At 39.1% G+C, this 20,905-nt stretch carries 26 protein-coding genes; 9 read left to right on the forward strand and 17 right to left on the reverse strand.

Annotated features, from left to right (window positions below; all coding sequences use genetic code 11):
• Nucleotides 1-5: 5 nt before the first annotated feature.
• The gene (locus AC3WJG_RS00540; RefSeq protein ID WP_337134150.1) at nucleotides 6-584 is read right to left on the reverse strand and encodes a TetR/AcrR family transcriptional regulator; all 579 of its coding nucleotides are present in this window, start codon (nucleotides 582-584) and stop codon (nucleotides 6-8) included.
• A gap of 303 nt (nucleotides 585-887) precedes the next feature.
• Between AC3WJG_RS00540 and AC3WJG_RS00545 the strand changes: the two genes are divergently transcribed.
• A complete protein-coding gene (locus AC3WJG_RS00545; protein ID WP_102813819.1) occupies nucleotides 888-1,256 on the forward strand; it encodes a nuclear transport factor 2 family protein in 369 nt (122 codons plus the stop codon).
• A gap of 70 nt (nucleotides 1,257-1,326) precedes the next feature.
• Here AC3WJG_RS00545 and cotJC read toward each other — a convergent pair whose 3' ends face one another.
• Genes cotJC through AC3WJG_RS00560 form a run of 3 tightly spaced genes read right to left on the reverse strand, consistent with a single transcriptional unit; the run spans nucleotide 1,327 to nucleotide 2,423 of the window.
• Nucleotides 1,327-1,896, reverse strand: a complete 570-nt coding sequence (cotJC, locus tag AC3WJG_RS00550) for a spore coat protein CotJC (RefSeq protein WP_013083974.1) — start codon at nucleotides 1,894-1,896, stop codon at nucleotides 1,327-1,329.
• Nucleotides 1,897-1,917: 21 nt separating this feature from the next.
• Nucleotides 1,918-2,178: a spore coat protein CotJB gene (locus tag AC3WJG_RS00555; RefSeq protein WP_028409289.1), complete on the reverse strand. Its 261-nt coding sequence runs from the start codon at nucleotides 2,176-2,178 to the stop codon at nucleotides 1,918-1,920.
• A complete protein-coding gene (locus AC3WJG_RS00560) occupies nucleotides 2,175-2,423 on the reverse strand; it encodes a spore coat associated protein CotJA (protein ID WP_013057939.1) in 249 nt (82 codons plus the stop codon). The genes AC3WJG_RS00555 and AC3WJG_RS00560 overlap by 4 nt, the downstream gene beginning before the upstream one ends.
• Nucleotides 2,424-2,625: 202 nt before the next feature.
• Between AC3WJG_RS00560 and AC3WJG_RS00565 the strand changes: the two genes are divergently transcribed.
• Complete coding sequence (locus AC3WJG_RS00565) at nucleotides 2,626-2,988, forward strand: transporter (protein ID WP_337134151.1); 363 nt, start codon at nucleotides 2,626-2,628, stop codon at nucleotides 2,986-2,988.
• A gap of 53 nt (nucleotides 2,989-3,041) precedes the next feature.
• Here AC3WJG_RS00565 and AC3WJG_RS00570 read toward each other — a convergent pair whose 3' ends face one another.
• On the reverse strand, nucleotides 3,042-3,671 hold the full coding sequence (locus AC3WJG_RS00570) for a LysE family translocator (RefSeq protein WP_028409291.1): 630 nt from the start codon (nucleotides 3,669-3,671) through the stop codon (nucleotides 3,042-3,044).
• A 27-nt stretch (nucleotides 3,672-3,698) separates the two neighbouring features.
• Nucleotides 3,699-4,532, reverse strand: coding sequence for an AraC family ligand binding domain-containing protein (locus AC3WJG_RS00575; RefSeq protein WP_102813817.1), 834 nt, complete (start codon nucleotides 4,530-4,532; stop codon nucleotides 3,699-3,701).
• Between the two features lie 222 nt (nucleotides 4,533-4,754).
• Here AC3WJG_RS00575 and AC3WJG_RS00580 point away from each other — a divergent pair, with 222 nt between their 5' ends.
• The 6 genes from AC3WJG_RS00580 (at nucleotide 4,755) to AC3WJG_RS00605 (ending at nucleotide 9,283) form a co-directional block, all read left to right on the forward strand.
• The gene (locus tag AC3WJG_RS00580) at nucleotides 4,755-5,576 is read left to right on the forward strand and encodes a sensor histidine kinase (protein ID WP_060745316.1); all 822 of its coding nucleotides are present in this window, start codon (nucleotides 4,755-4,757) and stop codon (nucleotides 5,574-5,576) included.
• On the forward strand, nucleotides 5,577-6,218 hold the full coding sequence (locus tag AC3WJG_RS00585) for a response regulator (RefSeq protein ID WP_098248051.1): 642 nt from the start codon (nucleotides 5,577-5,579) through the stop codon (nucleotides 6,216-6,218).
• Between the two features lie 131 nt (nucleotides 6,219-6,349).
• On the forward strand, nucleotides 6,350-7,732 hold the full coding sequence (locus AC3WJG_RS00590; RefSeq protein WP_492587868.1) for a PepSY-associated TM helix domain-containing protein: 1,383 nt from the start codon (nucleotides 6,350-6,352) through the stop codon (nucleotides 7,730-7,732).
• Nucleotides 7,733-7,761: 29 nt separating this feature from the next.
• On the forward strand, nucleotides 7,762-8,226 hold the full coding sequence (locus AC3WJG_RS00595) for a FixH family protein (protein ID WP_102813815.1): 465 nt from the start codon (nucleotides 7,762-7,764) through the stop codon (nucleotides 8,224-8,226).
• A gap of 140 nt (nucleotides 8,227-8,366) precedes the next feature.
• Nucleotides 8,367-8,789: a NucA/NucB deoxyribonuclease domain-containing protein gene (locus tag AC3WJG_RS00600; protein WP_492587870.1), complete on the forward strand. Its 423-nt coding sequence runs from the start codon at nucleotides 8,367-8,369 to the stop codon at nucleotides 8,787-8,789.
• Between the two features lie 140 nt (nucleotides 8,790-8,929).
• Nucleotides 8,930-9,283, forward strand: a complete 354-nt coding sequence (locus AC3WJG_RS00605; protein ID WP_225049451.1) for a DUF1516 family protein — start codon at nucleotides 8,930-8,932, stop codon at nucleotides 9,281-9,283.
• Nucleotides 9,284-9,323: 40 nt separating this feature from the next.
• Here AC3WJG_RS00605 and AC3WJG_RS00610 read toward each other — a convergent pair whose 3' ends face one another.
• The 3 genes from AC3WJG_RS00610 to AC3WJG_RS00620 form a co-directional block, all read right to left on the reverse strand.
• Nucleotides 9,324-9,917, reverse strand: a complete 594-nt coding sequence (locus AC3WJG_RS00610; protein ID WP_028409296.1) for a hypothetical protein — start codon at nucleotides 9,915-9,917, stop codon at nucleotides 9,324-9,326.
• A gap of 154 nt (nucleotides 9,918-10,071) precedes the next feature.
• Nucleotides 10,072-10,728: a TetR/AcrR family transcriptional regulator gene (locus tag AC3WJG_RS00615; protein WP_028409297.1), complete on the reverse strand. Its 657-nt coding sequence runs from the start codon at nucleotides 10,726-10,728 to the stop codon at nucleotides 10,072-10,074.
• Nucleotides 10,729-10,750: 22 nt separating this feature from the next.
• Nucleotides 10,751-12,031, reverse strand: a complete 1,281-nt coding sequence (locus AC3WJG_RS00620; protein ID WP_231504527.1) for a glycosyltransferase — start codon at nucleotides 12,029-12,031, stop codon at nucleotides 10,751-10,753.
• 296 nt (nucleotides 12,032-12,327) lie between these two features.
• On the opposite strand from AC3WJG_RS00620, the gene AC3WJG_RS00625 reads away from it, so the two are divergent.
• A complete protein-coding gene (locus AC3WJG_RS00625; protein WP_060745312.1) occupies nucleotides 12,328-12,873 on the forward strand; it encodes a GNAT family N-acetyltransferase in 546 nt (181 codons plus the stop codon).
• 148 nt (nucleotides 12,874-13,021) lie between these two features.
• Here the strand turns inward: AC3WJG_RS00625 and AC3WJG_RS00630 are convergent, their stop codons facing one another.
• The 8 genes from AC3WJG_RS00630 to AC3WJG_RS00665 all read right to left on the reverse strand — a co-directional run bounded on the left by AC3WJG_RS00630 (nucleotide 13,022) and on the right by AC3WJG_RS00665 (nucleotide 20,679).
• Nucleotides 13,022-13,507: a hypothetical protein gene (locus AC3WJG_RS00630; RefSeq protein ID WP_102813812.1), complete on the reverse strand. Its 486-nt coding sequence runs from the start codon at nucleotides 13,505-13,507 to the stop codon at nucleotides 13,022-13,024.
• 78 nt (nucleotides 13,508-13,585) lie between these two features.
• On the reverse strand, nucleotides 13,586-14,254 hold the full coding sequence (gene fsa, locus AC3WJG_RS00635; protein WP_492587872.1) for a fructose-6-phosphate aldolase: 669 nt from the start codon (nucleotides 14,252-14,254) through the stop codon (nucleotides 13,586-13,588).
• A 49-nt stretch (nucleotides 14,255-14,303) separates the two neighbouring features.
• Complete coding sequence (gene gnd / locus AC3WJG_RS00640) at nucleotides 14,304-15,197, reverse strand: phosphogluconate dehydrogenase (NAD(+)-dependent, decarboxylating) (protein WP_492587874.1); 894 nt, start codon at nucleotides 15,195-15,197, stop codon at nucleotides 14,304-14,306.
• Nucleotides 15,198-15,235: 38 nt separating this feature from the next.
• Nucleotides 15,236-17,230, reverse strand: coding sequence for a transketolase (tkt, locus tag AC3WJG_RS00645; protein ID WP_492587876.1), 1,995 nt, complete (start codon nucleotides 17,228-17,230; stop codon nucleotides 15,236-15,238).
• A 28-nt stretch (nucleotides 17,231-17,258) separates the two neighbouring features.
• Nucleotides 17,259-18,761: a glucose-6-phosphate dehydrogenase gene (gene zwf, locus AC3WJG_RS00650; RefSeq protein ID WP_337134156.1), complete on the reverse strand. Its 1,503-nt coding sequence runs from the start codon at nucleotides 18,759-18,761 to the stop codon at nucleotides 17,259-17,261.
• Between the two features lie 443 nt (nucleotides 18,762-19,204).
• Entirely contained in the window at nucleotides 19,205-19,627 is a 423-nt protein-coding gene (locus AC3WJG_RS00655; RefSeq protein WP_337134157.1) for a hypothetical protein, read from the reverse strand.
• Between the two features lie 196 nt (nucleotides 19,628-19,823).
• Nucleotides 19,824-20,216, reverse strand: a complete 393-nt coding sequence (locus AC3WJG_RS00660) for an STAS domain-containing protein (RefSeq protein WP_337134158.1) — start codon at nucleotides 20,214-20,216, stop codon at nucleotides 19,824-19,826.
• Nucleotides 20,125-20,679, reverse strand: a complete 555-nt coding sequence (locus AC3WJG_RS00665; RefSeq protein WP_337134160.1) for a GAF domain-containing protein — start codon at nucleotides 20,677-20,679, stop codon at nucleotides 20,125-20,127. Before AC3WJG_RS00665 ends, AC3WJG_RS00660 begins: the two co-directional genes overlap by 92 nt.
• Between the last annotated feature and the right edge of the window lie 226 nt (nucleotides 20,680-20,905).

The following is a 20,905-nucleotide window of genomic DNA, read 5'->3' on the forward strand; positions in this document are numbered from 1 at the left end:
AAGTTTCATGATTGTCTGCTAAGTGCTGCCCACAGACTCTCTTCTACACCTGTAAGAAGTTCATTAGTTAAAGATAAGTAGTCATTTTCAATCATTTCATATACTTCCATAAAACTTCCAAATAAAATAGCAATTAGCGCATTTTCAGGAAGATTCCTAATCACACCTTGCTTTTGTCCTTCTCTGAAGAACGTGCAAACAAATTCTACCAGCTTTTGATATGCTAAGCGGCTCTCTTCTGTTAAAAAAGCTCCTTGGCTGTGAGTTTTAATAAATCCAAGAGCACGAGGATGGTTTTTAGTGAATGTCACCATACCTTCAAAGATATGATGAAATCCATCTCGGCATCCATCTCTCTCGTTTGCCAGACCGCTTTCAATGCACTGTAAAAACTCGTTTACGTGCTGTTGAAATAATTCATTTACAAGGCTTTCTTTATTTTTAAAGTAGCGATAAATTGTTCCTGCTCCTACTTTGGCATTTTCTGCAATCATTGGCATCGTGGTTGCATCAAATCCTCTTTCTGCAAACAGCAGAAGCGAAGCAGAAAAAATCGCTTTTTGTTTTGTTGGAGTAGATTCCACTTTATCACCTCTTTCCAAAAACGGAATGAACGTTCATTCCGCTACAATTACAAGTATAAAAAACTGCATCTTAATAGTAAAAAGATAACTAGAAAAGTGGAAAGAAAAGGTTCTTTCATTCTAATTTTATACCATTTAAAGGTAATTAACCGAGTCTTTCAGAATCTTTTGTGCTTACAGAAAATTAGTCCACTTTTCCCCTCTATTAACATAATTTAACACAGTTTATTAAGGACAGAAGTTTAAAGGAAAAGCAACGTGGAAATAGAAAAGAGTTACACAAGGCGTAAAGGAGGATTAAAAATGAATCAAGCAAGAGTTATAGAATACGAAGAAATGCTTCGCTCAGCCATGCTTTCTAACAACGTAGAGCTATTAGAAGAGTTACTTTCAGATGAACTTATTTTTGTGAATCATCTTGGGCAATGGTTGTCAAAAGAGCAAGATATAAATGCTCATCGCTCAAAAAGTTTGGATATAGCGGGTATTGAAGTGTTGGAACAAGAAGTTAAACTGTTTCAAGAACTTGCCGTTACCGTTACAAAAGTGGCGTTGAATGGGGCACTGGCAACCGGTGAATCGATCGGAGGCGAATACAGCTATACGCGAGTTTGGAAAGATGTTGAAGGGAAATTAAAGGTTGTTTCTTGTCACTGCAGTTCCAGCGTATAATCAACGCTGCCATAATAAAAAACATCCCTCCTTTCGTATGCATTAGCCAAGGGGGATGTTTTTTTACTAGTTAAAAGATTTTCTTCCTGTCTCTGTCATCTTTTAAAATCTCCACGGCCTCGCGGAACCGCTGTGAGTGAACAATCTCTCTTTCTCGTAAAAATCGTAAGCTGTCGTTTAAATCAGGATCATCTGATATATCAATTAACCATTGATATGTAGCTCTTGCTTTTTCTTCTGCAGCTATGTCTTCATAAAGATCTGCAATCGGATCTCCTTTTGCCTGTATATAAGTAGCTGTAAACGGAACCCCAGCAGCATTATTGTAATAAAGTGCACTATCATGGTTCACATAGTGTTCTGCTAATCCTGCTGCCTTCAGCTGCTCCGGCGTTGCATCTTTTGTTAGCTTATAAATCATCGTAGCAATCATTTCAAGATGAGCAAACTCTTCTGTCCCGATATCGTTTAGCAGTCCAACCACTTTATCGGGAATTGTATAGCGCTGATTCAAATAACGCAGTGCTGCCGCAAGCTCTCCGTCCGCTCCCCCGTATTGTTCCATTAAATATTTGGCAAGCGTTGGATTACACGTGCTTACTTTCACTGGATACTGCAATTTCTTTTCATACACCCACATATCGTTCCCGCCTTTATCTGCTTATATTTGCCATGGCCAAGGGCTTGTTCCCCAGCTCCACTTTCCGTCGGTATAGCTGTTTCCATATTGTTGAAGCGGCCCGTACTTTGTTTCAAAGGTTCTTTTTAACTGCATAGCCTGCTGCGCGTATTCGTTAAACTGCTGCATAGCCTGCTGGTCATTTGGATGGGTATCTAAATACAGCGTTAATTCTACTAGTGCAAAATCAATCGCCTGTATTTCTTCTAAATCCTGATAGTACTCCGGAGGTAGATTTTTCATTCTTCATCCCTCTTCTTATCTTTGTATGGATTTTCATAGTAGTCCCAAAAAGCCGGCCACAGCGTTCCTTTTTTTAGCGCTTCTTTCGGTGAAAACTGCTGCAGATTCGGCGGCTGAAATCCCATGTATAATTGAGGCGGCGTAGAATAATATTTAACTCCTATCGGCCGGCAAGGATCATAGATACTGTGGAAAGGTTGATAGGTCTTAACCGGTGTAAACATCTTTTTTGGATTGTTATCCATGAAAAGTCCTCCTCTAAAAACACACTCTGTTTTATCCTATTCAGCTTTTATCGAGTTCATGAAGGAATTTACTTCGGACTTAGGAACCAAACTTTTATTCGTAAAAAAGGCCTATGTAAAAAACGCTATAATTGCCCAATCCATTTAGGCAACTTTCTCATACTTTATAAAATAGTGATAAAAAAATCGAGGTGATTAAAAAATGGACATTAACTACATGGATTTTTATTTGTACCCGACAAGATTTCCTGGACCTCAACTCCCGCCCGGTCCACCTAGACCACCAGGCGGTTTACCTACACCTAGCCCGCAGCAAGCCCCAACTTCTCCTCCGCCGGCATTTATTCCGGCTCAACAAACGGCAACTCCATTTGCTGTTGACCCAGGAGCCATTTCTCTATGTCTATTCCGCAACACGTTCATATGGCTTAGAAACGGCTCTAGCTTCTGGTATTTTCCTATTTTTGTAGGCCTGCGATCAGTTGCAGGATTTAGATGGAACGGACGTTTTTGGACCATTTTCGGTGTGGATACACGACAAATTGTTTCGTTTACGTGTTTTTAAACGTAAAAAAAAGCCTTATTTTTCAATAAGGCTTTTTTGCTTGCTAACTACGATTACACTATTGTTCTTATTCCAAAACCAATCAGCAGCACGCCGCTGCATCGTTGAAAGGCTTTTTGAAACACCGGTTTTTTAAACCATTTTTTCACGTAATCTATTACATACACCAAGATTAGAAACCATCCTACTGCTATAAGCGTCAGAATAAAGCCAAGTATCAGCAGCTGTTGATTTGTGTGTGCATCCAAGTTAATAAACTGCGGCATAAACGTAATATAAACTAATACCGTTTTAGGATTAAGAAAATTACTAAGAGCCCCTTGCATATATGATTCTCTATAGCAGCGATTAGATGAAGACTTTACAGTTTTTGTTTCTTCTGAAATAGCCTTCAATGAGAGCGTATTTTTTGTCAAAAATATTTTGATGCCTAAGTAAAATAAGTACGCTGCCCCTATGTATTTAATCGTGTTAAACAGATACACCGACTGCGCAATAGCAACAGACAAGCCAAGCACAGCAATTAACGTCCAAAACGTGAGGCCTGTAGCCATGCCGAGTATGGTAAAACGTCCTGCTTTTGCTCCGTGATGAAGCGTATTTTTCATAATAAGAATTGTATCAGCACCAGGTATCATCGACATAACCAGCGCCATCAGCATGTAAGCAGCTAAATGATCCACAGCTCTTCTCTCCCTTTTAAGCTATTACTAGCATCCTGTTTTCTTTTCACTTTCAAATATTTTCATATATTGTTTTGGCGTTAACCCAACCTGGCTTTTAAAAAATTTAGTCAAATGACTTTGATCACTAAATCCCGTTAAAAAAGATACGTCAATCGGTTTTTTCCCTTGCTCTAGCAGCTTTTTAGCCTGATTGATTCGAATTGTTTCCAAGTAGCTGTATGGAGAGATTCCTTTTTGCTTTGTAAAAGAGCGCAGCAGCCGGTATTTGCTCCATCCAATTAGCTGACTTAACTCATCCAGCGTGATTTTGTTTGTATAGTTGTCTTCCAAATAGCTGCAGATCGTTGTAATTTCATGGGACGTGTCAACGGCTGACGAAAGAAAAGAAAGATTTGAATGATCCTGCATGAGTTCTTCCAGCAAATATAAAAATAACTCTTCTTTCTTGAACTCCCGTTCACCATTTAAAATTTGCAAATGAAGCTCTTTTAAACTAGAGACAGCATCACTTCTTTGCACCACGCTGCTGTTAAAACGCGGAAGACTTTCACTGCCGTTAATGTCAAAAACAGCTTTTTTCATCACTTCTGGCGTCACGTTAATACAGCGATAATCAAGCGTTTTGCCGTCTATTTGTTCACAGCTATGGACATCATACGGATTAAACAGCAGCAAATCGCCTGGATTAATGATGTATTCTTTGCCTTGGCAAATTAAATGACGCTGACCTTCTTCAATAAATCCAATCACATAATACTCGTGAAAATGAGCAGGAAACTTTTGCATAATCCCTTTAAAACGATAAGCTTCAATATGTAAATCGGCGTCAACGTGCGCCGTGCGAATTTCTTTTACCATCAATGACCCCTCCTTGTCACATACTAAGCTTTTTAAACATACCATTCACTCAAAATTTTTTCTTGTATGATATTGCAGATGAGACTTTTTTCCATTACTTTTATCCGTTCAGCTACCGGTGGTAATAATCACTCTTAAGAGTGATTTCTCTTCTTTCCTCTAGTAATTTTCCGCTCAAATGATAAAATATAGACACATTTTATGGACGAAAGAAGGGATACCGTGAAATATAGACAAATTAAATGGCTGATTTTGCTTCTTCCAACTCTGACCATCGCGCTTTGGGAGTATGTTCGTCATGCCTTTTTGCTCCCTTACATCTCAATGGATATGGGAAATGTGCTTTCTCCGCTCCTTGTCTTTTTTGTAACGCTTGTATTTGTCCGCTATTTATTTTCTATTTTAGAAAAAATGCAAGAGGAACTAAGACAAGAAAAAGAAAAGAAAGCAGCACTTATTGAACGTGAAAAATTAGCTCGTGAACTGCATGACGGCATTGCGCAGTCGCTGTTTCTCCTATCTGTTAAAATGAACAAGTTCGGAAGAAAAAATAAATTAGAACAGGATCCTGACTTTATCCGGATGAAACAAACTCTTCAGCATGTCCATGACGATACGCGTCAAGCGATTACGAATTTAAAGCACTCTCCGTCTGACTCTTCCGAAAGCTGGACTGAAAGCATTCATCAATACGTCGATGATTTAACACATACTCATTTACTAGATGTAAACCTAGATTGGAGACTGTCAGAAACAACGCTGTCGAGGAAAGAAAAAAACGAGCTGTTTGCTTGTGTAAAGGAAGCGGCTATGAATGTAATCAAACATGCAAAAACGAATAAAATCTGGATTACAGCCACTGAAACGGCCGGGGGATGGATTTGTGAAATTATAGATTTCGGTACAGGTTTTACGTCCGACTCTCTCAAGTCCGGTCTTGGTTTGCAAATTATGAAAGATCGTGCGAAGGACATGAACTGGGACTTTTCCATTGAGCGAAAACAGAACCAAACCATTGTTAGCATTAAAAAGGGGGTTATGTAAATGCAGCCGTTTCGGATTTTGATTGTAGATGATCATGCCCATGCGAGAGAAGGCATTCGCGATATTTTAGAAGAATATGAAGATTTTATTATTGTTGGCGAAGGAACCAACGGCCAAGAAGCCATTGAACTGACTGAAAAGTTAATGCCCGATATCGTACTAATGGACATTGGAATGCCTGTGATGGACGGGTTGGAAGCGACAAAACAAATTAAACTTCGGTTTCCGTACGTTAAAATTGTGGTTATCACGGTTTCAGACGATATTACGGATTTATTTGATGCGCTGAAAAAAGGCGCACAGGGCTATTTGTTAAAAAACCTGCAGTCTGAAGTGTGGTACGACTATTTGCGTGCGTTCGCTTTAGATGAAGTTCCTATGTCAAAGGAAATTGCGTTTCAAATTTTAAAAGAGTTTCCGCAAGAAACATCGATAAAAAAACCCGACACTCCCCTTTCTGCACGAGAGCTTGAAGTGCTTCAATTAGTGGCTAAAGGACTGTCAAACCGAGATATCTCCGCGCAGTTATTTATTTCTGAACACACGGTAAAAAGTCATTTGAAAAATATTTTAAGCAAGCTTCATTTAGAAAATCGCGTGCAGCTGACAAGCTATGCGTTTCAAAATGGCTTAATGAACTAACAGCTTTCACGAGCTGTTTTTTTATCAGCACCTTTCTCTTATAAGTCCCAACAATCACTCTCAGGAGTGATGGCTAATTCTCCCTTTCCTTCTATAATAAAAGCACGCTAGTTAGTAAAAAGGAGGAAAAAATGATGCAGGAAAAGCGCGAAGAAACAGCAAGTACAATTAAAAAAAGCACGGCGCGTTCTCAAGGCCTATACAAAGCCATATGGCGCTGGCACTTTTATGCGGGCTTAGTGTTTACTCCGTTTTTTCTTATATTAGCTGTTACTGGAGGCGTGTATTTGTTCAAGCCTCAAATTGAAGAAAGACTGTACCACGACTTGTATCATGTTCAAGTTCAATCACAGTCTACATCCCCTTCAGCACAAGTGCAGGCTGTAAAGGAAAAGTATCCAGGCGCTGACGTGTTGACGTATAAGCCCAGTGAGCGCTCCACTCGTTCTTCAGAAGTAGGAATCTCATTAAAAGACCATACATATACGATTTTTGTTAATCCTCACAATGGTCACATTGTAGGAAAACTGGATGATTCGAGTCGCTTCAGGAATCAAATTGAAGAATTTCACGGAGAGCTAATGGCAGGAACAGCGGGTGATCGTATCGTAGAACTTGCGGCCTGCTGGGCGATTGTCTTAATTGTAACCGGTGCTTTTTTATGGTGGCCGCGCAAAAAAGACAAAATAAAAGGCGTGCTGATTCCTCGTTTTTCAAAAGGTAAAAACGTGCTTGCACGAGACCTTCATGCGGTACCGGCCTTTTGGATTTCAGCTGGTATGCTTTTTCTCGTACTAACGGGCCTTCCGTGGTCAGGACTGTGGGGCAATGCGTTTCAGCAAATCGCCACAAACGCAGGCGTTGGGTACCCTCCGTCTATTTGGGTAGGCAGTGCACCTACTTCAACCGTGCAAACAAAAGATGTAGCGGACGTGCCTTGGGGAGCTGAAACGCTAGAAGTTCCAAACTCCACAGCTTCGCAATATACAAAAGTATCGCTTGATGACATTGTAGATATTGCAAAAGAACAGCATATGCACGACGGCTATACCATTTCTATTCCGCAAGAACCTCAAGGCGTGTATACGCTCTCTGTATTTTCACCAAGAGCTCAGGATGAAGCAACCATTCACCTTGATCAATACACCGGCGCTGTGTTAGCCGATTATCGGTACGACAACTATGGATTTATGGGAAAATTGATTGCACTTGGTATTACGCTTCATAAAGGTACACAGTTTGGGTTTATAAATCAGCTTATGGGCCTCATTGTTTGTATCGGAATTGCTGGTATTGCTATCAGCGGAGCCTTACTGTGGTGGAAACGAAAACCAGCTAAAAACATAGGCGCTCCTAAAGTTCCTGAAGGAAATGCAATGCGCATTGTGACGTGTATAATCGTGGTGTTTGGTCTCGTCTTTCCTTTAGTCGGACTGTCCTTAGTTATCGTGTGGCTTTTAGATTTCTTTGTCATCAAACGAATTCCAGCATTGAAGCGGTTTTTAAACGCATGATGCATGAAACGATGTGAGGTGCAGTAACAATGAACAAATGGAAAATGTCCGGACTAGTCATACTCAGTACACTTTTACTTTCCGCGTGCTCTGTAAACAGTAGCGCAGATCAGCTCTACAAGCAGCCAAAGTCTCTGTCTGCGCATGTGATGATTCCTGAAAATATAGAGCCACAGAGCACACAGGTACTAGAAGTGCACGTAATGCAAGAAAATAAAACGGTGGATGATGCCAAAAGCGTTCAGTTTAAAGTGTGGAAAAAAGATGCTCCCGGTAAAGTTGAGATAGTAAAAGCGCATTATGACGGCAGTATGTATAAAGCAAAAGCAACCTTTAAGGAAGATGGTATTTACTATATTAAAACGGATATTAACGCGCGCGGTGAACACATCCTTCCTACTCAGCAAGTCGCAGTAGGCGAATTATCGAAAGAAGAATTACGTTCACTGCAGCCAGCTGAAAACGAAACGCATCATCATCACTCTCATCATTAGACATAAGCCTACGTTCAGCGACTGAACGTGAGCTTATATTTTTCTTATGAATTTTGACTAGTTCCATTATATGTTTTTACATTTTTTTCTTATTACTTTAAAATAAAAGTGATAAACGTTTTATAAAGGAGTTTTACAGATTGAAAAAAATTGTTTCTGGTATTTTAATTTTAGTATTAGCCGTTATTGTTATGATTAAAGGAAATCCGTTAGAGCAGAACTCTTCAACGAATACCTCCTACGATGAAGTAATTACCTTCCCTGCTGATCGTTACCCTGAAACTGCAGCGCACATTCAACATGCAATCGATAAAGGAAAATCGGCTGTTTGTACAATTGACCGAGACGGGGCTGAGGAAAACCGCCGTGAGTCTTTAAAAGGCATTCCGACTAAAAGCGGCTATGACCGAGATGAGTTTCCGATGGCCTTTTGTGAAGAAGGCGGAAGCGGTGCTGATATTGAATATGTAAAGCCTTCAGACAACCGAGGCGCCGGGTCTTGGATCTCCCATCAAGTAGACGAGTTTCCTGACGGTACGAAGGTTTTAATTGAAGTGAAGTAAAAAGAATGGTCGTGATGACCTTTCTTTTTTTATATTAAAAGTCTATAAAAAATGAAAAATTGCTCTTGCCTAAAGATACTCTTCACTTTTAAAATAAAAACGTGTGTGTTACATATATGCATCATCGTTTTATAGGAGGAATGAGTTTCTTGGACAATCTATGGCAGCAGCTACTCCCTGCCTCATGGCAATTAACTTTATTTATTTTCTTTTTTGTTTATATCTTGCGCTACAAACAAGAGAATAAATTCAGCATGCAGCTTCACTTGCTGCTTAAGTTTCTTTATGCCGTTATTTTGATTTTAAATGCGGTGTTGTTTTTAGTGGAAAGTCAGCGCGATTTTCTTTTTTATGCAACGCTTTTCATGAGTATCCTGACAATTATTTTGATGGAGTTCACGCTTTCTGCAAAAAAACAGAACGAGCTTGATTTTATTTCAGCCGTTTCTTGCTGTGTTCTTCCGATTTTTATTTCTTTACTTGAACTTAGTTAATGAAACAAAGGCCTCTGGTGATTCAGAGGCCTTTTTGATGTTATTGATCTTTGTTGTTACGGTCCATCATATCTTTTGGATCTTCTACAATATCTTCTGGATCACGGTTGTTGTCTTTTTCATCATCTCGATACATCTTGTCATTTTTATCTACGCCAGGTACGTTATTGTTGTTGTTCATATTGTCTAAGCCCGTGTTTACAAACGCCACGTATACTTTGTCGATTTTACTATCTGCTTCTCTTACGCGGTCTGCAATTTTTTGCTCAAAATCAGTTGAAACTTCATGATAAGTATCCCCGTTATACGTTACGGTGTTCACCTTGCCGTTATCATTGTTGTCCGCTGCGTCATTTCCAGCTAGGTCTACCGTTACATACGCGTTATTATTATCGCGAAGCACATATGCATCGTCAACTTCCTTCATATCTTCTACATTTTGTGCTGCTTCAACTGACTTGGTCGGTTGATCAGTGTTATCCATTGGGATATTGTTATCAACTCCGTCGTTTGTAGAAGTGTTGCGTAAGTCATTTTGAGTATTGTCCATTGCGTTATTGTCTTTATTTCCTCCACATGCAGCTAAGCCTGAAAGAAAAAGAACTGAAGAAGCAATGATAAGCCCTTTTTTCATTTTTTCCATCTCCTTAAATATAGTTTGCAGTCGTATTATGCTTAATTTTTGCAAAACTATTCAAAGGAGACGGAGAAGTGAAAAAACCTTTTTAAAAAATATACTTAACGCTGCTAACAATATTATAAGATACATTTTAATATTACAGCTGTACTTATTCTCCTAATAGCTTTCGAACGGCTATTGAAAGCGTATTGACATGCCGTTCTACGTTTGCCGCCTCAGCAACTTGTTTCTTTTCATCGACGTTGTAAACCGGCGCTGGATTTTGTGTAATTCCGTTGATCGCTGTAGCCATAAAAGCCAGCAGATCATCTGTTGGTACAGCCGGAGAGAAATTCTTTACTTCTATTTGCTGCGTAATAAAGTCGTGAAGCTTTTTTTGAATATATTTAAGGTTAGAGACTTCAACTAGCTGATCTTCAATTTTCATAAAACGCTGAGGGTCTTTTGAATACAACGCTACTAGTTCAAAGTAAATTTCTCCTCCTGCTGTCATCGATTCTTGGATATGCTCTCCAATATACATAATAAAATCATGCAACATTTCAAAGGAATCTTTTTTTGTCTGAAGTAGGGCTTCAATTTTATCTTTTACTTTATAGCTGACGCTTTCTTGATTAAGAAGTCCAACAAATACTTCATCAAGGTTTGAAAAATATTTGTACACGCCTCCCTGACTCATTCCAGCTTCCAAAACGATATCTCGCATGGCTACATCATGCACCGGTTTGCTTCTGCATACTCTTTTGGCTGCTTCTAAAATCTCTTGCTTCTTTTTTTCAGCGTATCCTTCCCTTACTTTTGGCATTTTTTCACGCTCGCTTACTTTTTTATTTATTTTCGAATGTCTCGAGTGCATCAATAATAACCTGAGCTGCTTTTTCAGCTCCTTTTTCAGCTCGGATTTGTTTTCCGATTTCTTGTGCTTTGGATCGAATTTCATTAACTTGCGTACAGGAAATGGCTGCGGATAATTTTTCAGCCGTCAATTCTTTTCTCGGAATGGCTTTTGCTCCAGCTCCTAGCTCGTGAATTTTTCTTCCCCAAGCAAATTGGTCATTTCCATAAGGAACAATAATACTTGGTACACCAGCTCGGAGGCCTTCGGCTGTTGTTCCTGCTCCTCCATGATGAACAACGGCAGACATTTTAGGAAACAGCCACTCATGAGGAATATCTTTTACAAATAAAAGGTCTTCTGCTATCTCTTCCGTGTGATTCATTCCTCTTCCTCCTGTATTGATGATACCTCGTTTCCCGGCAAGTTTTAAGGCTTTAATCACTAAAGCAGTCGTTTCGCCTGCGTTTTTTTTATCACCAACACTTCCAAATCCAATATAAACTGGCGGTTCTCCAGCCTTTAAAAACCTTTCCAGCTTCTCTTCCGGCTGATAGCTATGGTCACTGTCCATAAACCAATTTCCGTAGGAATGAACGTGTTCAGGCCAATCTTTAGATACGGAAAATACAGTGGGACTTGACGAAATAATGGTTGGGTTAGCTGCTGTACGCTGCTTTGGATATGGACATGAAAAATCGTTAGGTCCTGTTCCATGCTGCTGAACCCAATATTTTTTTAAAGGACCATTTACTACTTTCCAAAATCCCCATTCAAAAATACGATGCGTCAGCTTATTATATATTTTTCCAAATCGTGGTCGATCATAAAAAATTAAAGCTGGATAGTCTTTTGTTGGTGTCATTGGAAAAGGGCTGGCTAGAATGCTTGGTATATTCATCTCTTTAGCAGCAAAGTAACCAATTGCCGCACCTGGATGATATACAATTGCATCGGCTCCTTTGCATGCTTTGTGCAAATCTTCTTGTATATTCATCATCATACCCATCATCTTTTCATTTTTTAAGCTCGAAAAAAATTTGAGAGGATTGTCTGCATTAATCGCGTCGTCTGCTGCTCCGCTCTCTATAATTTTAGAAACATCTCCTCGAAGCATGGCATATTCGAATCCATACGATTTTATGAAGTTTTGATAAGCTTCTGAAGCCGCAATTCGTACACGGTATCCTTTCTTTTTTAGCTCTAATCCTAAAGCCATAAAAGGCTGGGTGTCTCCCCGCGTTCCTGTTGTTAACATCGTAATAAGCATCATTTCAGCCTCCTTATATTAAAACGACAATGTTGTCGTTTTAATATAATGTAACCTCCTGAAATTGATTCGCCAATGTAAAAACGACAATTATGTCGTTTTTATTACTATCCTTTATTTTCCTAAGGTGCTTTTTGTAAGGATTGCTGCTTTTAATTATAGCAAGGGAAAATTTCCTTTTTATAGTATTGTATAAAGAAAGGCTTATTCAGCTAACGGGCAGTCATATTGAATAAGATAGGGTTTATTTATCCTTAAATAAAATATTTTCAAAACATCATAAAAGGAAGTGTGTACTATTGGGCAGTGAAAGTAAACTCATTATTTCTCCATTAAATAATGACTTAATAGAGGATATCAATATGACAAATGATTATTTTAAGCTATATGGCAGAGTTGTCCCAAGTTTACAATCAGGAAGGTGGTCTTATAAAGAAGTTCTTTTTGATGAAGCTAGAGAAACACGTTTTCCAGATGACAAACTTGATTGGAGCCAATATATAAACCGAGAGGATAAAGCTTTGTTTTTAGCTTATATGAATAATACTTGCATAGGACAGATTAGAATCATTAAGGATTGGAATCGCTTCTGTTATATTGAAAACATTGCTACTAAAAAAGACTATAGAGGCAGCGGAGTTGGAAAGTTTCTCTTAAATAAAGCAGAAGAGTGGGCAAAACAAAGAAAACTTATAGGAATGTCCTTGGAAGCACAAGATGATAATCTTGGTGCATGCAGATTTTATGTAAAACAAGGATTCATACTAGGTGGAGTTGACACACTAAAGCAGTCATATAATCCTACTATTGGAACCACTTTATACTGGTATAAGTTATTCAAGTAACGGGGGCTTTAGCGAAATAAGTAATAGAGTCGTTTTAACATAGGAATTTTAAAGAGTTAAATAGTTGAAACTGAAAAAAAGATGCTTCGCGTTTTAAACGAAGCATCTTTTTCAAGTGCAGCTATGAATGCCTACCTACTTTTTTAAGTTAAACTGATCGTGAGGCAGCTAATTTCTCAATCGGGGCTTGTTCAATGTCTGCTGCTGAAATATTCAGCAGCTTTTCTAAAACAGCCGTTATGCCCTCATTTGTCTTATTACTTTTCTTGCAGTCATTAATATGCTGATTTAATTGCTTTTTATAAGCCTCTGTATGAATGAGCCACTGACTTAAAAGCTCTTTTGTCACCTTTCTTTCTTCTTCGCTTTTAGCTCCAAATAAGCTTTCCATATCAGGTTCTTGAATAATTAGCTTACTAAAATCTTCGCTTACTGCAAGCCAAAAATAGTTTTTTTCGTATTCGTAATATCTGTGTTCTTTTAATAAAAAGTAGCCAATTTCAAATTCAATGCGATAGAGCGGCTGGTTAACTTTCGGCGCATGAAGGCTTTTAAAGTTAATATGCTCTACATCATCTACATAAATCTCTGAACCGTATTGGGTTTTAATCATCTTAGCATCTACTGTATTCATGGTGTTTACCTCTTTAAGGATATTATGAGAGAACGGGTGCATTCTTTTTCTAGAATGCGCACGTTCTTTATCTTTTACTTAATTTTGAACAGCATTTTTCCAATCAGCCGCAAATTTTTCGATTCCTTGTTCGGTTAAAGGATGTTTAACAAGCTGCTCGATTACTGAATATGGAATCGTTGCAATATGAGCTCCGGCAAGGGCTACGCGTGTAACGTGATCCGGATGTCTTACAGAAGCCGCAATGATTTGAGAGTCAATATTTTGAATGCGGAACAACTCGGCAATTTTAGCCACAAGCTGTACGCCGTCTTCTGAAATATCATCAAGGCGACCAAGGAATGGAGATACATATGTTGCACCTGCACGAGCTGCTAAAAGCGCTTGGTTCACAGTGAAAATAAGCGTTACGTTTGTTTTCACACCTTTTTTAGCAAGGTAGCGAGTCGCTTCTAATCCAGCGATTGTCATTGGAAGCTTAATCGTAATATTTTGATCCCCGCCATTAATTTTAATTAGTTCTTCTGCTTGCGCAATCATGTCTTCTGCTGTTTGGGCATCCGGCGTCACTTCTGCTGAAACGGATTCTACTTCTGGAACAGTTTTTAAAATTTCTTCAATACGATCTTCAAACTTTACGCCTTCTTTTGCAACAAGAGAAGGGTTTGTTGTGACGCCAGATAAAACGCCCACTTTGTCTGCTTTTTTAATATCGTCAAGGTTTGCAGTATCAATAAAAAATTTCATTTTTTCATTCCTCCATTAGTTTTTTTTACTATACCCACTATTTCACTTGTTATTTCTTTTCCACCGCATGACCGCCAAACTCATTTCGAAGTGCGGAAACTACCTTTCCTGTAAAGGTATCATCTTCAAGCGAGCGATAGCGCATCAGTAAAGACATTGCAATAACCGGCGTAGCTGTTTGAAGGTCTAGAGCGGTTTCTACCGTCCATTTCCCTTCACCAGAAGAGTTCATAACTCCTTTGATGTCATCTAGCTTAGCATCTTTAGAGAATGCATTTTCTGTTAATTCCATTAGCCATGAACGAATAACAGATCCATTGTTCCATACTCTCGCTACTTTTTCGTAATCATAGTTAAATTGGCTTTTTTCAAGAACTTCAAATCCTTCTCCGATTGCAGCCATCATGCCGTATTCAATGCCGTTATGAACCATTTTTAAAAAGTGGCCGCTGCCTGCTTCACCAGCGTATAGATATCCGTTTTCTACTGCTGTATCGCGGAAGATAGGTTCAACAATTTCCCACGCTTCACGATCTCCGCCAATCATATAACAAGCTCCGTTACGAGCGCCTTCCATTCCGCCAGATGTTCCAACGTCCATAAAGCGGATTTTGTTTTCTTTTAACTCGTTATAGCGTCGAATAGACTCTTTGTAATGAGAGTTTCCAGCTTCAATTACGATATCTCCTTCAGCTAAAAGAGGCTTCACTTCACTAATAACAGAATCAACAACCGTATGAGGAACCATCAGCCATACAACTCTTGGTGTTTCTAGTGACTGCACAAGCTCCTGCAAGCTTGATACTCCTGAAGCACCATACTCTTTCATTTGTTCCACTGCGTTTGAATTTACGTCAAATGTTACAACGTCATGACGGTGATCCAATAAGTTTTGTCCTAAGTTAATCCCCATTTTCCCTAAACCAACTAATCCTACTTTCATGTGAACAGCTCCTTCTATTTATCTTTTCATCTTCTTATTTAAGCCTTTAGCAATTCTTTTGCTTGTGCCACTACGTTTTCTTCTGTAAACCCAAACAGCTTCATCACATCAGCTCCCGTTCCTGAAGCACCGAATGTGTCAATAGCTAACACTTTTCCTTTTGGTCCTACAAAGCGTTCCCAACCAAGTGAAATTCCCATTTCTAGAGAGATTCGTTTTGAAACAGATTCAGGCAAGATGCGCTCTTGATACTCTTTTGACTGCTTGTTAAACAGCTCCCAGCTAGGCATTGCTACAACACGTACAGATATACCTTCACGCTCTAGCTGAGTTTTAGCACTGACCGCTAGTGCTACTTCAGAACCTGTAGCGATAAAAATCAGCTCCGGCTTATCGTTTGTTTCGGTTAATACGTAAGCTCCTTTAGCTAGGTCGTTGATATTTTGTTTTGTTTCTTCAAACACAGGCAAGTTTTGACGGCTAAGCACTAAGGCTACAGGACCTTCCACTTGCTGAAGCGCATAAGCCCAAGCGCTAGCTGTTTCGTTTGCATCAGACGGACGGATTACGGTAAGCCCTGGAATTGCACGAAGAGAAGCTAAATGTTCAACGGGCTCATGAGTCGGTCCATCTTCTCCTACTGCTATGGAATCATGAGTAAACACATACGTGACCGGCAGCTTTTGCAGTGCAGCCAAACGAATCGCTGGACGCAAGTAATCATTAAAAACAAAGAATGTGCTGACAAACGGCTTCACACCGCCGTGAAGGGCCATTCCATTTCCGGCCGCTCCCATTGCATGTTCACGTACGCCGAAATAAATATTTCGGTTACCGAAATATCCGAGTGCGTAAGGGCCTTCTTCTTTAATGTCCGTCATCGTGGAATGCGATAAATCAGCGCTTCCTCCAAAAATAGATGGCACAGATTTAGTGAAATAATTAATAGCTTCTCCGCTTGCAACACGAGTCGAAATCGCTTTTTCTGATGAGAATGTTAAAATATCATTCACCTCAATTAACGCTTCGCCTGTGATGGCACGTTCTAATTCATCAGCGAGCATAGGGTATTCTTTTTGGTAAGAAGCAAACAGCTCGTTCCACTCTGCTTCTGCTTTCATCCCTTTTTCTTCTAGCTTTTCAAAATGGGCTTTTACTTCTTCTGGGACATAGAAGTTTTCTTCCGTTTCCCAGCCGTAGGCTTGTTTTGTTGCTTTTGCTTCTTCTTCTCCAAGCGGATTACCGTGTGCTTTATTTGTTCCCGCTACTTTTGGACTTCCGTAGCCAATAATTGTTCTCACTTCAATAAGCGTTGGCTGCTCGGTGTTCTGCTTCGCTTTTTCGATGGCTTTTGTGACTTCATCTACGTTATTTCCATCTTCTACAAGCAAATACTGCCAGTTTGCAGATTCCGCTCTTTTTTGGATATTTTCACTAAACGAAAGATTTAATTCCCCGTCTAACGAAATATCGTTGGAGTCATATAAAGCGATAAGTTTACCAAGCTTCATATGGCCAGCCATGGACATTGCTTCATAAGAAATGCCTTCCATCAAGTCACCATCGCCTACTAACGTATACGTATAGTGATCAATGACTGGGAATTTTGACTGGTTAAATTTTGCTGCTAAATGAGCTTCTGCCATTGCCATTCCGACTGCATTTGCAATTCCTTGACCTAAAGGACCTGTTGTGGCTTCCACGCCGTCCGTATGGCCAAATTCAGGATGTCCCGGTGTTTTACTGTTTAGCTTGCGAAAGCTTTTTAAATCTTCTATTGATACATTGTATCCGCTTAGATGAAGCATGCTATACAGCAAGCTTGAGCCATGACCGGCTGATAAGATAAAACGATCTCGGTTAAACCAGCTTGAATTTACCGGATTGTGCTGTAAGTGATTCGCCCATAGCGCATAGGTCATCGGAGCCGCTCCCATCGGAAGCCCGGGGTGGCCTGAATTGGCTGCGTTCACCGCATCAATTGACAGGGTGCGAATCGTATTAACTGCAAGTGTGTCTATGTTGGTACTCATGTGTCATCCTTCTTTCGCTTTGTTTGTATTAAACTGGCTGCACTTCGCGTGATTGACTTGCTGTTTCTTCATCCAGCCACCATTTAAAACCGTCTTTTTCTAAAAGTGCATGTGATGCATCAGGGCCGTGTGAACCAGCAGCATATTTATAAAGCGGCACTGTATTTCCCTCAAATGCTTCAAGAAGCGGCTGAACCCATTCCCAAGCTAGCTCTACTTCTTTCCAATGAGCAAAAAATGTAGAATCTCCGGCGCATGCATCTGCAATAAGACGCTCATATGCTTCCGGTGCTCCTTCTTGCTGACCTGAAAAATTAATTTGTACAGGCTCAATATGACCATGATTAAATGGATTTTTGCTGTTCAACTGCAGCGTAATATTTTCATGCGGGTTAATTTCAATGATCAACAGATTTGGAGATGTTGTTTCTCCTTTGTCTAAGTACAACTCTTTTAACGAGTCTTTGAATTCAATAACAATTCGCGTCGCTTTTTCAGCCATTCTTTTCCCTGTACGAATGTAGAAAGGAACGCCTTTCCAAAGCGAATTATCGATATATAGTCTGGCTGCTAAAAACGTGTCCGTCTGCGAAGATGGTGATACGCCGGGCTCATTTACGTAGCTCTCCACTGAAGAGCCGTTTATTTTTCCGGCCTCATATTGACCGCGAATAACGTCTAGATCCATATCTTCTTTTACAAGCGGACGAAGTGCTTTTAACACATTTATTTTTTCGTTTCGAATATCATCAGCGCTAATGCGGGCCGGTAAGTGCATAGCCGTCATCATCAGCATTTGCAGCATATGATTTTGAACCATATCTCGAATGGCTCCCGAATGGTCATAATAGCTTGCTCTTTCCTCTACCCCGACCGTTTCACTTGCTGTAATTTGTATATTCGCAATATGTTCGTTATTCCATAATGATTGAAGAATAGGATTAGCGAATTCCAGCGCTTCTAAATTTTGCACCATCGACTTGCCAAGATAGTGGTCAATGCGGTAAATCTCTTTTTCTTTAAACGCTTTGCTCAAGTTTTCGTTTAATTGTCGAGCTGACTGTAGATCATGGCCAAACGGTTTTTCAATAATTAACCGTTTCCAACCTTTTGTAGCACCTAAGCCACTGTTTTTAATATGCTCGGCGATCGTACCGAAAAATTCTGGGGCAACGGAGAGATAAAACATTCGGTTGCTTGGAATGTTTAGTTCTGCTTCTCGTGCTTCTACTAGATTTAACAGACTTTTATAGTCTTCAACATTCGTTGCATCCAATTGACTGTAGCGAAAAGCTGAAAGAAAATGCTGCATAAGAGATGAATCTTTTTCGACGCGACGTGAAAAAGTATGAATAGATTCTTCTACTTTTTTCTGAAAATCTGCATCGGACATCTTCCTTCTGCCTAGTCCTACAACAGAAATTGATTTAGGGATTTTCCCATCTACAAATAAATTATAGAGTGCAGGATAAATTTTGCGTTTCGCTAAATCACCTGTTGAACCGAATAAAACAAAAGTCATCGCTTCCATATCTCTTCCTCCTGTTAGGAAAAATATAATCTTTTAAAAGTAACTTTTCTTTCACTCGTTACTTTATGTAACATATCTTATTCCTGAAATATTTTTTCGTCAAGATATTAAACTCGTAAAAAATCATTTCAATTTTCTTTTTTTCTTTAAACCTTATAGCAGCTTATCTCGGTTAGTTTATGGAAAAATAATGAAAATACTTTTCAGTTGAATTTAGAAAATAAAACTGTTTTAATGGACTTGATAGAATTGTATGAAAGTAAAAACATACATACTATTTACATATGTGCCAGGTAAAAAATATCAAAAGGTGGAAGTGCTATGAAAGCTCAACTAATGAAGATAGTTGAAGACCTATCAGTTTTTTTACATAGAAAAATCGTAAAACACTCTAAAGGAGAAAGGAGAGTTTGTCCTCTTTCTTTTAAGCTGCACGCACGCCTTTAATGCGTGGCTACAGCAAGAAGTGCAAGCATCATATAGAGGTTAAAGACAGCCAGTAAAACAAGAACGGTATAGACTAGTGTTTTACCTGTTTTTCCTAAAAAGTAGACATTTACTAAACTAAAATACACGCTTGCTGCGCATAAAACGAACGCAAGAAATTCCTTGCACTCACTGGGCTTCATTTGAAAATCTGGATTATAGTAAATTTGAAGATCCTTACTAACGGCAAACGGCACGGTCCACCACCTAATCAAAATTCCAATAAACATAAGTATCCCTATTGTGTTTAACGTGGACTGAAGTGTTCTCGGCTGTTTCTTTTTTATATTCACATCCGTTTGTGCGGACCTTTTGAAGTTTACTCGCATGTATTTCCCCCCATGATGTTTTTGCATACCACAAAAAAGATCATCAGCCATACGCAGGCCTCTCCCGCGGCTATTTCTTACACCGTCAAAAGATGCGTAATAATCATCACGCAAGGCTTCAATAAAGTTATATTTTTTATCTATATTCACTTTATGCTGCATTTGATGCTTTCACAGCTTCTGATCATACCAGCTTGTTATATACATACACAAAAATAAGCCTTGGCTCATAGAGCTAAGGCTTGCTTCATGTTTTGATTAAGTTATACCCCACACATTGAAGAGCTTGTTGAATATTTTTCACGACTTTTAACTGTAAGTTTTTCAAATCATGATTTTTAATTTGCTCTTTCGCAAATGTGGGCGTTACACCTGTTATAACTACTTGAGCACCCATAAGCTGAAGTGCTGTAATCATTTTTAAGAAGAAATTCGGAAACTCTTTTTCTCTCAGAAGCAGCTTCGATAAATCAATGATAAAGTAATCTATTTCATTATGAGCTGCATCGTGAAGCACATCTGTCATAATCTGATCCGCACGCTCTTTATCAATAATACCTTGAAGAGAAAGAATCGAAACACCTTCTGTAATCGGAATGATTGGGACACTTAAAAAACCCCATCTGATATCGTGTTTCATCCAGATCGATCATATGAGATAAGATACCTGCCATTGATTGTAAAAAAGCAATATCTTCTCCTGAAAATTCTTTTTCTTCCTTGTCCATTACACAGAGTGTTCCAAATACATTTCCTTTTAAATCTTTTAATGTAACACCTAAAAAACCTTTTACCTGCAATTGATCCGTTACTTCTAGCTGTCTGGTAACGGCATCCTTCATCAGATTTGCCGTATGCATAACGTCTCCGTCATTCATAATGATTAAGCGGCAGTATGTACCTCCGTATTCAACGCTGTATCCTTCAGGAATAATTTCTTCCTTCTCGTTATATGAGCTGAGGACCGTCATCGCTGTTTCTCCTTCTCTAGTTACGTACGTTGTGCGGACATTCAGCTGGTTGGTAATAACCTCAAATAATTTTTGCGAAACAGACCGCAGTGAATAAAAATGAGGAACTTTATTTTCTCCATCAACGTTCATCTAGTTACCTCCATCGCAACCATCATTCTCTCTGCCATAAGTGCATTCTTTCATAAAGATACACACAGTTTGTTTCTAACTTTTTTGTAGTATGACAGAGTACGGCTATATTGCCTCTTTTCTACCTTATACATGCTAGATTTGACATATGACATGATTTCACATAAGAAAAACTTCTTCCGTTCATGAAAGAAGAAGTTTTAAATTATATAAAAATCTTACACGT

Source organism: Priestia sp. FW507-14D1A (assembly GCF_058781295.1).